The organism is Dyadobacter sp. UC 10 (genome assembly GCF_008369915.1).
Taxonomy (GTDB): domain Bacteria; phylum Bacteroidota; class Bacteroidia; order Cytophagales; family Spirosomataceae; genus Dyadobacter.
Window position 1 is genome coordinate 6574747 of the sequence record NZ_VSRN01000001.1, and the last position, 12599, is coordinate 6587345.

Here is a 12599-nt window from a genome sequence, read left to right on the forward strand (position 1 = left end):
GCTATTTAAAATATCATTATTTAAATAATACGTCAGCTTTAAATTGATAAAATACAATTTAAACCATGTTCAAGTCTATTTGAGTGATGTTTGGGAAGCAAGCACTTTCTAATTTTTATTTTTGCAATCGATACCGGGAACGATTGCAGCCATATAAAACAAAAATTCGAAAAAATAAGAAAGTGTTCAAAGGACACAATTTGCTGTTATCAAAAATAGAAGAAAGTGGCTGAGAATTTCCACAAAAATTGCACTATTCGAATAATACACCTCAAAGAAAATCGGAGTTCAAATGTTCCGACTGTCGCAAATACCCCCCAATATTGGCAGATTAGCACACGCAGTTTTAGCACAGGCGACATTAATTTTGTTCAATCAAATCTAAAAACGATACTACCATGGCAACTACAAACAAAATTCAACCCAATTTCTGGTTCGAAAATCAGGCAGAAGAAGCTGCCCGTTATTATGTATCCATTTTCAAAAATTCCAAAATCGGGAAAATTGCTTACTACGGTAGTGAGGGACAAGAAATTCATGGGCAGAAAGCAGGCTCGGTGATGACCGTCGAATATGAGATTGAAGGTCAGAAGTTTGTGAACCTCAACGGCGGCCCGCTCTTTAAATTCAATGAAGCGGTCTCCTTCATTATTGAATGCGAAACCCAGGAAGAAATTGATTACTACTGGGACAACTTGAAAGAAGGCGGCGATCCGCAGGCCCAGCAATGCGGCTGGTTGAAAGATCAGTTCGGTGTTTCCTGGCAGGTAGTACCTAAATTCCTGTCAGAAATCGGCGGCGATCCGGAAGACAAAGGCTTTCTAAGAGCGTTTAAAGCGATAATGCATATGAAGAAGCTGGATATCGCTGAGCTTGAAAAAGCATACCGCGGAGAATAATCCGGGGCTAGCGTTCATTCAGCTTTTTTTGAATCGCCCGTTTTTCAGGCTCTGTCCTGGCCAGTGCAAGTGCCTTTTCCAGGAACCGGGTTGCTACTCCCGGTTCTGCATCCTGATACAACTCCGCAAGTAGCAAAAAGTAAAAATGATTATCGCCGAGGCCGAGCTTTTCTGCCTCGGCGATCGCTGTTTTGCTGCCACGTGCTTTATACAACGCAAATGTCCGGTTGAGCGCAGCGCCCGGCGTGTACTGTATCTGAAGAAGGTGATTGTAGTATTGCAGTATCTGCTCCCATTTTTCAGGAGAATCTTCTTTTTGAGTGTGCCAGAAGGCGATTCCGGCTTCCAGATGATACCTCGAAAGATGATTTCCGCTTCTTGCATGATTTAAGAAATAGGCGCCTTTGGCTATTAAGTCACTATTCCAAAGCTGGATATCCTGCTCCTGATACAAAATCAGCTCGCCCGATTCGTCCATACGTGCATCAAACCGGGAGGCGTGAAAACACATGAGCGCGAGCAGTGCATTGACTTTCGGCCTGTTGGTGACCGGGTTTTCGATCAGCATCGTGCAAAGGCGCATTGCTTCCAGACAGAGATCTTTCCGAAGGATTTTGTTCTGGCTCCGGGAGTAATAACCTTCATTAAAAACCAGATAGATCGTCAGCAAAACCGGATCGAGCCGCTCTTCAATCGCATTTAAGCCAGGCAACTCGATCTCAATATCGTGTTCCCGCAGTTTCTCTTTCGCGCGGGTCAAACGTTTGCTGATCACTTCTTTACTGGTATTGAATGCATCCGCAATTTCTGATATCCCGAACCCGCATAATATCCGCAATGATAACCCGATCTGCGCTTCCGACGAAATAGCAGGGTTGCAGATCGCGAACATCATTTGTAACTGGCTGTCGTTGATATTCCCTGGCGACAAATCGATTTCGGCTTGTGAATTGTCCGACATGCCGGCAGCCCAGGCAGGCGCAACCTTCTCTTCGAAAATTGCGCCGCGCTGCAGGTAGTTTTTTGCGTTGTTTTTTGCGACCTGATAAAGCCAGCCCACAGGATTGGGCGGGACACCCTCAATACCCCACGCCTGCGTGGCCACCAGAAAAGTTTCGCTGGCTATATCCTCTGCAATCTCGATCTGACTGAATCCGAATCGCCGGCAAAGTACCGAAACGATCTTGCGATATTCTGTTCGGAACAAATGAGGGATCAGGTTGTCATTTTTCATGAACTGCCGCAATCTTCCTCACTTCCACACTATTACCTTCGCCCAGCAAAATGGGGCACCCTGCCGCCATTTTCGTTGCTTCCTCAAGACTACCCGCTTTTACAATGATGAAGCCGGCGAGCGATTCCTTGATCTCCACAAATGGTCCATCTGTGACCACATCGCCCGGTTTAAGCACCTTGCCCTCGGTGGAAAGCCCTTTCCCACCCACAAATTTGTCCTGAGCGGCAATTCCACCGACCCAGTCGTTGTACATTTTCATATATCCCTGCATTTCCTCGGGCGATGGTTGCGCTTCCCTGGTCAACAGGTCAAGGCGCATTAAAATCAGGTATTCATCCATATTCAAATTATTATAAAAAGGTTATAGAGGGATATATCCCAGCAGCACTACGCCGCTTTTAAATACTTTCGACTCTACCAGTTTCAGGTCCAGCTTATTTTTCAACCCATTAAAAAAAGGCGTGCCGTTGCCGAGTGCGACAGGATCAATCATGATACCATAATAGTCGACCAGCCGGGCGTCGGCGAGTTGTGTGATCAGATTACTACTTCCCAGCACGACCAGATCTTTCGTGAGCGTCTCTTTCAATCGCTTGATTTCATCAATCAGGTCCCCTTTAATCAGTGTCGTATTTTCCCAGTCGGCACTTTCGAGTGTTTTAGAAAAAACGATCTTTTCTGAGCGGTTCATGCCAGCTGCAACTTCCGGCATCGTTTCAAGCGCCATCGGGCTTGGCCACCAGCTGGCCATTGATTCATAGGTTTTGCGGCCGAACAGCAATATGCTATGATCCCCTTCCATACTTCCCGAGGCATATTCGGCTTCCTCTTCTCCGTGCCTGTGCCAGCTTGTATCTTCCTGCGGGCCTTTATACAAACCGTTTAACGTTATAAAATTGAATGTTGTCAGCTTAGCCATACGTTTTGAATTTAGTTAAAATAGCCTGTTTACCTCTATTACAAATGAGATTTAGCAAACAGGACATCGCTACAACTAAATTTTAAAAACTGCATTCCAGCAACTAAATATTTCTCGGAATTAAATCCTCACATACATTAAATTGCACACACTCCGCAAAAAGCGCAGTTTTATATTCCTAAAACCGTTGTAAACTATGAATCTAAATTGGCTACTTCATTTTTTCCTACTTTTTATTTTGTACCAGCCTGCCCGTGCGCAGCAGCCCAAATACAGCATTATCATCAAAAAGGGCCATGTTATTGACCCGAAGAACCATATCGACGGCCTGATGGACATTGCCATTGAAGGTACGCCCGGAGGTACCGATGGTAAAATTGCACTGGTTGCCAAGAACATAGACCCCACGCTTGCTGCCCAGGTGGTGGATGCGAAAGGAATGTATGTGGCTCCCGGTTTGATCGATATACACGTGCATTATTTCTGGGGTACCGACCTGAAAGGAACTTACAGGAACGGACCGAGCGGACTGCAACCCGACGGATTTACATTCAGGAGCGGAGTAACAACAGTTGTAGACGCAGGGAGTTCGGGCTGGAAGACGTTTGAAACTTTCAAAGCACAGACGATCGACCTATCGAAAACACGTGTACTGGCGATGCTGAACATTGTCGGCGAAGGAATGGCGGGCGGGAAATTTGAGAACAGCCTCGAAGAAATGGATGCTGCAAAAACAGCGGAAATGGCCAAAAAATATCCGGACCATATCGTAGGAGTAAAACTTGCCCATTTCAGCGGCCACAACTGGGAACCAACCGACCGGGCGATTGAAGCAGGAAAGCTGGCCAATATTCCGATTATGGTTGATTTCGGAAGTGCAGATCCGATATTGCCGCTCGAAGAACTGTTTCTCAAAAAATTCAGGAAGGGTGATATTTACACGCATTGTTTTGGCGGAAACAGTAGTAATAGCCCGAAGGGAAGGGAATCTATCGTTGACATTTCGAACAATAAAGTGAAACCCTACGTGATCGAAGCTCAGAAGAAGGGCGTGATTTTCGATGTCGGTTTCGGTGGCGCGAGCTTTCTGCTGGCACAGGGACAGCCTGCGATCAAACAAGGATTTTTTCCGAACTCAATCAGTACCGATCAGCATATCACGAGCATGAACGGCCCGATGAAAGATATGAATAACATTATGTCTTTTTTTCTGGCGATGGGCATGGACCTGAAAACCGTGATCGGCGCGAGTACCTGGAACCCGGCGAAGGAGATCAAAAGAGAAGACCTGGGGCATTTGTCGGTGGGCGCTATCGCTGATATCGCTGTATTGAACCTGCGTGATGGGAAATTTGGATTTTATGCACGTGACGGGAAAATTGAGGGTAAAAAGCGGATTGAAACCGAACTGACTATCAAAGGAGGAAATATCGTGTATACGCTGAATGCGCTTGTTGAGCCAATTAACCTGCCACGGCCGGCTGCGCGGAACTAGCGTTTGGGCCTGCGTTGGTGACAACACCAACGTTGGCGGAGCAACGCCAACATTGGCGGAGCAACATCAACATTGGCGGAGCAACATCAACATTGGCGGGGTAAATGGGAGTTGGCGTTTTTGTGCCTTTGTTGGTGTTGCCACCAACAATTTCCCCGGCAGCGCTCTCGGGACGGCGTTTGTGCACGCGTTGGTGACAACACCAACGTTGGCGGAGCAACACCAACACCGGCGGAGCAACACCAACATTGGCGGGGTAAATGGGAGTTGGTGTTTTGTGCCTTAGTTGGTGTTGTCACCAACAATTTCCCTGGCAGCGCTCTCGGGACGGCGTTTGTGCACGCGTTGGTGACAACACCAACGTTGGCATACGGGAGTTGGTGTTATCACCAACCCCCGCATGCCAATCAACTCCGCTGTTTCACGATCTTCATTTCCTCCGGATCCCAGTTTACTACCGTATTTTCAAAGTAACTCTTATTGGAAAGTAAGGCAGGACCGGCAGCCCGGAAGCCGAATGTGGCATCCTCAATGATCGTCCTGTTACCCCGCATCGCGTCGAAAAACAATGCAAAGTGGTCGAGGCGGTCGTCATAGCCTTGCGGCGCTTTGTATTCCTCAAAATCCGGCTCCGACATTTCCGGAACAACCGGGTGTTTTGCCTTATATTCTGTCAGGAATTTCTCCTGCATGTCTTTCGGGAAAGTGTCGATCGTGTACCCCGGAGCTTTCGCCATTTTCTTCTTTTTAACCGTCACCGTGTTGCCCTGCAAAGTGATTTGCCCGTCGGTACCTACGAAACGGAAGCCTGAGCCGCCGCCGGAACCATCGGCAAAGTTGACGCGCAATGTCAGGTTGAATGCGGGATGCGTGTCTGTTTTGGGGTAATCGTAGATACCGACCATTACATCCGGCACGTCGCGACCGTCTTTCCAGTAGCGCAGTCCGCCGCTGGTCATAATACGGGTCGGGCCTTTGCTATCGAGAATGTAGTGCATTCCTGAAAACAAGTGCACGAACAAATCGCCGGCTACGCCAGTGCCGTAATCCTGGTAATTTCTCCAACGGAAGAAACGCAACGGATCGTAAGACATCTTTGGCGCTTTGTTGCTCAAAAACCTGTCCCAGTCCACTGTTTTGGGTGAAGCATCGAGGGGAATAGAATATTGCCACGCTCCTTGTGCCGAGTGGCGGTCGTAATACACTTCCACAAAGTTCAGCTCGCCGATCGCACCTGCTTTATACAGTTCTTTTGCTTTGGTATAAATAATAGAACTAACCCGCTGACTACCTACCTGAAATACTTTTTTGGTCTCGTTCTGCGCCTTGATCATATCGTAACCCTGCTCGATCTTATGCACCATCGGTTTTTCGCAATACACCGCCTTTCCGGCTTTTAAAGCCTCGATACCGATCTGGGAATGCAAATGGTCTGGCGTTGCGAGAATAATGGCGTCGATATCTTTCCTGTTAAGCAGTTCTGTGTAATCGCGGGTGGTGTGGATATCATTTCCGAAAAGTTCTTTCGCACGTACCAGGTGGCCGTCGTACAAATCTGCTACTGCCATGAGCTTCACGCCCGGAACCTGCAATGCGGTGCGGGTATCACCCATTCCCATGATGCCGGTACCAATGCACGCGATTTGTATTTTATCATTCGCGGCTATTTTTTTATTTAGCCACGGCAGTTCGTGGGAGGTAGATTTGGATTGACCGGCAAGTAAATCATGTACCGGACTGGCGGCCAGTAAAGCGCCGCCTGATAATTTCTTAATAAAATCCCTTCTGTTTTTTTGCGGAAATTGAGGCATAGGATCTGTGGTTTTGTAATTGATTCTCTGGGGGATGAAAATAATAACAAAACACGCAATTCCGTGTGAAGACTCTTCAATATATATACAGGATTAAAAAACCTGAAAATCGTGCTTGCGGGGTATTATTTAAATATTACTTTTGCATCCAATTAGCGGCCAGGTGGTGGAATTGGTAGACACGCTACTTTGAGGGGGTAGTGCCCGTTTGGGTATAGGAGTTCGACTCTCCTTCTGGTCACATTTTAAAAGTGCGTTTGAGCAATCAGCGCACTTTTTTTGTTTCAGGTTTTGGGTAGAAATCGGCTTTTGAATCCCTTAGTATTAATTGCCAACCCGAATTGGTAGCTTTTTATTTAACTTCTGTCTCAACCCTTACTCAACCCACAGTCGTTTGAAAAGACAATTTTACCTCACTACGGTCCTGCCTTTTACCACTGCCTTCCTGATACTTCTTGCCTCCAACAAAACATCCGGTCAGTGCAAGGAAAAGATCAGTGAGTCGAATGATCAAAAGGTACATTATCATCAAATCCCCCTGAAAGGAGACCGGGAGTACCTGACGCTTTCGCGAACGGGGGAAGAGCGACTTTTCAGTTACCATAATGAGGACCTGGACCTGGTATTCCATGCCCGGATGTTTACCGAGATCCGTTTCATTTCGACTGCGGGCAATTTTTCGCTTTTTACCACCTCTTCCGACCGCAGCCGCTGGTTTACTTCCTTTACGCTCACCTCCCCGCTCACTCTTAAGGAAATGCAGAAAATGGGTGGAACGCAGCGCATCGAAATTATCCTTCCGGAAGAAAAACGTATTTTCCTCGTCAGCGCTTCCAGTAACAATCTGATCCGCAAAGGATTACTATGCCTCAAATAAGTCGCAGAATTCAAATATAAAACAGCTCTTTATTCAGAAGGGCGACAATTGTATTGAAATCTTCCGGGTTTGCGGCGAAATCCATTTGGTTAACATCGATCTCAATGATTTTCCCATGATCGTAATGCTTCACAAAATCTTCGTAATAGCGGTTCAGATTGGATAGATACTCCGTCGAAATATCTGTCTCGAACTTACGCCCCCGCTTTTTGATCTGTGAAACCAATTTGGGAATATCAGCTTTCAAATAAATCAGCAGGTCAGGCTGGGACACTGTGTTGATGATAGACCGGAAAAGAAGCTGGTAAGTCTGGTAATCCCGCTCCGTCATTACGCCCGATTCATAAAGATTTCGTGCAAAAATATAGGCATCTTCGTAAATGGTGCGGTCCTGGATAATCGTAGAATACGTAGTAGCGCGAATCTGTTGAACCTGAGCGAACCGGCTGTTGAGGAAGAATATCTGAAGATTAAATGCCCAGCGATCCATATCCTGATAAAAATCTGCCAGGTAAGGGTTGCCTTCTACTGCTTCGTACATTACATCCCATTTATAATATTCGCCCAGCATCTGGGTCAGCGTGGTTTTTCCGGCGCCAATATTACCGATGATCGCAAGGTGCATAAAAGTCAGTATTGAAGTTAAAACATGTGAGCCAGCTGCAAAAGTATGTATTTCGGTCGAGTTCGAACTGCCGCTTTCTGATTTTCGTTGAAGTTGTGTTATTCGTATATTTGCACTCGATTTTAGAGGAAAGGGCCGCGCCGATCAGTATTTTTCCTCTTCCCAATTTATCAATACTATTGAAATGAAGCCTTTCAGGGTTATTTTATATTACTGCTATTCTCCTATTGCGGATACCGAAACTTATCGGGACGAGCACCATGTATTTTGTGTGCAGCACAACCTTTTGGGCCGGATCATTGTGGCGCCGGAAGGATTGAACGGGACTGTGTCCGGCACACCGGCGGATTGCGACGCATACATGCATTATGTAAAATCTGACGAGCGTTTCAGGCATGTTCAATTTAAGATTGAGGAGCATGATAAAATGGCTTTCCAGAAACTGCACGTGCGGGTAAAGGACGAGATCGTGAATTCTGATCTGCCTGTAAATCCCCTGGAAAAAACAGGAAAACACCTTGAACCGGCAGAATTCAAAAAGCTGATCAACGATCCGGACGTGGTACTGGTAGATATGCGCTCGGATTACGAACATGAAGTGGGCAAGTTCAAAGGCGCGATCACATTTGACATGCATAACCTGCGCGAGCTGCCCGATCATATTCATGAAATCGAGCATCTGAAAGACAAAAAAATCGTCACGTACTGTACCGGCGGGATCAAATGTGAGAAAGCCAGTGCCTACCTCCTCGACCAGGGATTTACTGACGTTTACCAGCTCCACGGCGGTATCATCCGTTACGGACTGGAAGAAGGCGGCGAAAATTTCGACGGCAAATGCTACGTGTTCGACAACCGGATTACCGTGGATGTGAACAGGATAAATCCGACGGTAATTTCCAAATGCCACATCTGCAACGAACCCTGTGACCGCATGATCAACTGCGCCAATGCAGAATGCAACACCCACGTGCCGGTTTGTGAAAAATGCGGGGAAGAAATGGAAGGCGCCTGCTCAGCGGAATGCAAGGCGCATCCCGGAAAGCGTACCTATGACGGAACGGGCTATTACGTAAGCCAGAGCAATCATTACCATCCCCTGCAGGGACTGAAAAGTCAGAAAAAGAATATCAAAAAAATGAAGCTGGCGCAGCAGACGCAGCCGCTTTAGAGTACTTTTTCGAGGATAAAATCATTCATCCAATACGGTCCGATCGGAATGTCCTTTTCGGCAATTATCGCGTAGCCCTGCTTCTCGTAAAAGCTTTTCGCCTTGTTATACCGGTTTACATTGAGCGCTATCACTTTTCCCCCTGCGCCGCTTACGTAGTTTTCAGCCGCTTGCAGCAGGAATTTCCCCGCGCCCGTTCCCTGCGTGGAAGGAAGTACATATATTTTATGTAATTTAAACTTTTCAGGTTCTTCCTCGGCCACGGATGCAAAACCTTCCGGATTCGCTCCATTCAATAACATCAGGAAATGCTGGCCCGTCAGCATTTGTTCTTTTAACGCTTCGGGAGAATATATTTTGTTGAACATATAGTCGATCTGATCCTTGCTAAGGATTTCACCATAAGTAGGTTCCCAGGTTTTTTCCTGGATTGCAATGATCTCCGGGATGTCGGCTACGGTAGCATGCTTTATTGAGAATGCAGGCATATTGCTTAAATTTGGCGCTTAAAACTGCAAATAAATATTTATTAACCTAAAAACCACCATTACTTCATCGCAGCAGCGGCGCGTCAGTCTGCCCGTTTCCGATAAGTAGAAATATATGAAACCCCTCATTTTAGTTACTAATGACGACGGGATCACTTCCAAGGGAATCCGGACACTGGTTGAGATTATGCAGGAGCTGGGCGAAGTGGTAGTTGTTGCTCCGAACAGCCCGCAGTCGGGAATGGGACATGCCATTACAATTGGTGAGCCTTTGAGATTGTATTCCACGCATATTTTTGAAAATGTAGATGAATACGAATGCTCAGGCACCCCGGCAGACTGTGTGAAGATTGCGAAACACCATATTCTGCTGGACCGGAAGCCAGACCTCGTTGTAAGTGGGATCAATCACGGAAGTAACAATTCGATCAATGTGCTTTATTCAGGCACCATGTCGGCGGCGATCGAGGCAGCGATCGAAGGGATTCCCGCAATCGGATTTTCGTTGTGTGACTTTCGGGAGGATGCCGATTTCAGTCATGGAATACCTTTTATAAAATCGATTACCGAAGAAGCGATCAAGAACGGGATACCGAATGGCATTGCTTTAAATGTAAATATTCCGGCTAAAAGTGATTTGCCTTTAAAGGGAATTAAAGTGTGCCGACAGGCCCATGCAAAATGGCAGGAGAAATTCGACTACCGCGTCGACCCGAACGGTCGGGGTTATTTCTGGATGGCGGGTGAGTTTGTGAATTTTGATACAGAAAAAGAAGATACGGATGTCTGGGCGCTTGAAAACAATTATGTTTCGGTTGTCCCTTGTCAATATGATCTAACAGGCTACGAGGCTCTTAATCAGCTTTCTACCTGGGATCTATAATCAACTATCAGCTATGGCATTAGTAGGCAGCATATTAAAGCGGGGCATTCATTACAGCAACATATTCGCTAACAGAAAGAAAGCATCGCTGCATCAACAGCAAAAGAAGACACTGGCCAAATTGCTCGCAAAAGCGCGGTACACGGAATTCGGTGAGAAATTCAATTTCGACGAGCTTCTTTCTTCTATTCTTTTTGGTGAAAAAGGGGCGTTTTACGAGCTATACAAACGTTCGGTGCCGGTTTACGACTATAATAAGATTTTCAGTGAATGGTGGCATAAATCGGTTAAAGGCGAAAAAGATGTTTGCTGGCCAGGGCAGATCAAGTATTACGCATTGAGCTCAGGCACTTCAGAGGCGTCTACCAAGCATATTCCGGTGACTAAAGCGATGTCCCGGGCCATGCAAAAAACGAGTATCCGCCAGATCCTGTCACTCGGTAACTACAAAGACCTTCCCGACGATTTGTACGAAAAAGGATTCTTAATGCTCGGCGGAAGTACCAACCTCAACGATCAGGAAAAGCATTTCGAGGGCGATCTGAGTGGGATTCAGGCAAAACAGATCCCCTATTGGTTCCGTCCGTATTACAAGCCCGGTGAAAAAATCGCTGCCCAAAAAGACTGGGCGTTGAAGCTCGAAGAGATTACCAAGCAGGCGCACGAGTGGGATATTGGTTTTGTAGTGGGCGTACCAGCCTGGATCCAGCTTTTAATGGAAAAGATCATTGACCATTATAAAGTCAAAACGATTCACGATATCTGGCCCAACCTGCGCGTTTTTGGTCACGGCGGCGTCTCTTTTGAACCTTATCGAAAGGGATTTGAAAAGCTGCTGGCCAGACCATTGATCTACATTAATACCTACCTCGCCTCAGAAGGATTTATTGCTTATCAAACCCGTCCCGGCGCACAGGGAATGGAACTGGTGTGCGATAACGGTTTATTCTTTGAATTTATCCCGTTCACTCAGGAAAATTTCGATTCGGAAGGGACTTTGCAGGCTAACCCTGAAACGTTGATGATCGATCAGGTGGAGGAAGGCAAGGAATATGCGTTGCTGCTTTCCACATGCGCTGGAGCCTGGCGCTACCTGATCGGCGATACGGTGAAGTTTATTGATAAAACAAAAGGCGAAATTGTCATTACCGGCCGGACCAAGCATTATCTCAGTCTCTGCGGCGAGCACCTTTCGGTAGATAATATGAACAAGGCGATCGACCTGGTTTCCGACGAAATGGGCTTAACCGTGAAAGAATTCACGGTGAGCGGCGTGGAGCACGGTACGATGTTCGCGCACCAATGGTATATCGGTGTAGAGGAAAAGGATGTGGATACGGAGCTCTTGAAAACTAAGCTGGACGCAAAATTATCTGAACTCAACGATGACTACGCGGTGGAACGGCGTCATGCATTGCAGGAAATATTCGTAAATGTGTTACCTAACCAGGTTTTTTACGACTGGATGAAATCAAAAGGTAAAATGGGCGGGCAGCATAAATTCCCCCGCGTTTTCAAAAACTTCCTGATCGACGATTGGAAAGGCTTCCTGAAAAGTCAGGGATATTCAGCTGAATAGCTATTTTATGAAATTGGTATAAGCGATCTGACAGGCGATGAGAATAAAAACCACGCCTGTCACTTTGTTAAATACCGTCACGACCCGCGGCGTGAAAAGTCTTTTGAGCCGCTGCGCGGAGAATGCAATACCGCATTCCACCAAAAATACAGCCACCACGCTCGCCCCGAAGAAAAGTAACACCTGGTTCATATCGTAATGTAAGTTGGTCCGGATATAGGACGCAATCGTTACCCAGCTGATAAAATTCACGGGATTCAATCCATTTAACAAAAAACCGGTAGTGAAATAGTAGACCAGGTTTCCAAGGCTGGTTTGCGGATAAGCGATCCTGGGTTGTCCTTTAATGAGGTTACTTAATCCCAGAATTACGAGGAACACCACGCCGGCACCCGCCATATATTGTTTGAAATTGGGAATATCCGGGAGCAGTGCAGTCCCGAAAATGGCGAAGAAAACGAAGATAATATCGCACACGAAAACGCCGAACGCGATCTTGACGCCAGTCCAGAACCCATTGTCAACACTGTTTTGCACCAGTGAGAAGAAAACAGTCCCAAAAGTCAGGCACAATGCAATGCCGGTAAGCGTCCCGTAGAATAGCGATTCCAGCAT

The 12599-nt window shown here is 46.6% G+C and carries 13 protein-coding genes and 1 tRNA gene; 7 read left to right on the plus strand and 7 right to left on the minus strand.

What is annotated here, in order from left to right; all coding sequences use genetic code 11:
- Nucleotides 1–398: 398 nt before the first annotated feature.
- On the plus strand, nt 399–899 hold the full coding sequence (locus FXO21_RS27065; protein WP_149643015.1) for a VOC family protein: 501 nt from the start codon (nt 399–401) through the stop codon (nt 897–899).
- Between the two features lie 7 nt (nt 900–906).
- Here FXO21_RS27065 and FXO21_RS27070 read toward each other — a convergent pair whose 3' ends face one another.
- Genes FXO21_RS27070 through FXO21_RS27080 form a run of 3 tightly spaced genes read right to left on the minus strand, consistent with a single transcriptional unit; the run spans nt 907 to nt 3055 of the window.
- A complete protein-coding gene (locus FXO21_RS27070) occupies nt 907–2133 on the minus strand; it encodes an RNA polymerase sigma factor (protein ID WP_149643016.1) in 1227 nt (408 codons plus the stop codon).
- Entirely contained in the window at nt 2123–2476 is a 354-nt protein-coding gene (locus FXO21_RS27075; protein ID WP_149643017.1) for a YciI family protein, read from the minus strand. The genes FXO21_RS27070 and FXO21_RS27075 overlap by 11 nt, the downstream gene beginning before the upstream one ends.
- Before the next feature lie 21 nt (nt 2477–2497).
- The gene (locus FXO21_RS27080; RefSeq protein ID WP_149643018.1) at nt 2498–3055 is read right to left on the minus strand and encodes a dihydrofolate reductase family protein; all 558 of its coding nucleotides are present in this window, start codon (nt 3053–3055) and stop codon (nt 2498–2500) included.
- A 196-nt stretch (nt 3056–3251) separates the two neighbouring features.
- Between FXO21_RS27080 and FXO21_RS27085 the strand changes: the two genes are divergently transcribed.
- Nucleotides 3252–4550, plus strand: a complete 1299-nt coding sequence (locus tag FXO21_RS27085) for an amidohydrolase/deacetylase family metallohydrolase (RefSeq protein WP_149643019.1) — start codon at nt 3252–3254, stop codon at nt 4548–4550.
- Nucleotides 4551–4957: 407 nt separating this feature from the next.
- Here the strand turns inward: FXO21_RS27085 and FXO21_RS27090 are convergent, their stop codons facing one another.
- Complete coding sequence (locus tag FXO21_RS27090; RefSeq protein WP_149643020.1) at nt 4958–6361, minus strand: Gfo/Idh/MocA family protein; 1404 nt, start codon at nt 6359–6361, stop codon at nt 4958–4960.
- A gap of 157 nt (nt 6362–6518) precedes the next feature.
- Between FXO21_RS27090 and FXO21_RS27095 the strand changes: the two genes are divergently transcribed.
- Nucleotides 6519–6602: transfer RNA gene (locus FXO21_RS27095), tRNA-Leu, on the plus strand.
- A gap of 153 nt (nt 6603–6755) precedes the next feature.
- Nucleotides 6756–7238, plus strand: a complete 483-nt coding sequence (locus tag FXO21_RS27100) for a hypothetical protein (protein ID WP_225865886.1) — start codon at nt 6756–6758, stop codon at nt 7236–7238.
- 10 nt (nt 7239–7248) lie between these two features.
- On the opposite strand, the gene FXO21_RS27105 is transcribed toward FXO21_RS27100, so the two are convergent.
- Nucleotides 7249–7863, minus strand: coding sequence for a deoxynucleoside kinase (locus FXO21_RS27105; protein WP_149643021.1), 615 nt, complete (start codon nt 7861–7863; stop codon nt 7249–7251).
- A 184-nt stretch (nt 7864–8047) separates the two neighbouring features.
- On the opposite strand from FXO21_RS27105, the gene trhO reads away from it, so the two are divergent.
- Nucleotides 8048–9034 carry an oxygen-dependent tRNA uridine(34) hydroxylase TrhO gene (gene trhO, locus FXO21_RS27110; RefSeq protein ID WP_149643022.1) on the plus strand — a complete coding sequence of 329 codons (987 nt, stop codon included), beginning with the start codon at nt 8048–8050 and terminating at the stop codon, nt 9032–9034.
- On the opposite strand, the gene FXO21_RS27115 is transcribed toward trhO, so the two are convergent.
- Nucleotides 9031–9522: a GNAT family N-acetyltransferase gene (locus FXO21_RS27115; RefSeq protein ID WP_149643023.1), complete on the minus strand. Its 492-nt coding sequence runs from the start codon at nt 9520–9522 to the stop codon at nt 9031–9033. The two genes, trhO and FXO21_RS27115, sit on opposite strands and share 4 nt — an antisense overlap.
- 115 nt (nt 9523–9637) lie before the next feature.
- Here FXO21_RS27115 and surE point away from each other — a divergent pair, with 115 nt between their 5' ends.
- Entirely contained in the window at nt 9638–10405 is a 768-nt protein-coding gene (surE, locus tag FXO21_RS27120; RefSeq protein WP_149643024.1) for a 5'/3'-nucleotidase SurE, read from the plus strand.
- A 13-nt stretch (nt 10406–10418) separates the two neighbouring features.
- Entirely contained in the window at nt 10419–11984 is a 1566-nt protein-coding gene (locus tag FXO21_RS27125) for a GH3 family domain-containing protein (RefSeq protein ID WP_149643025.1), read from the plus strand.
- On the opposite strand, the gene FXO21_RS27130 is transcribed toward FXO21_RS27125, so the two are convergent.
- Entirely contained in the window at nt 11985–12599 is a 615-nt protein-coding gene (locus tag FXO21_RS27130) for a LysE family translocator (protein WP_149643026.1), read from the minus strand. It abuts the gene before it with no gap.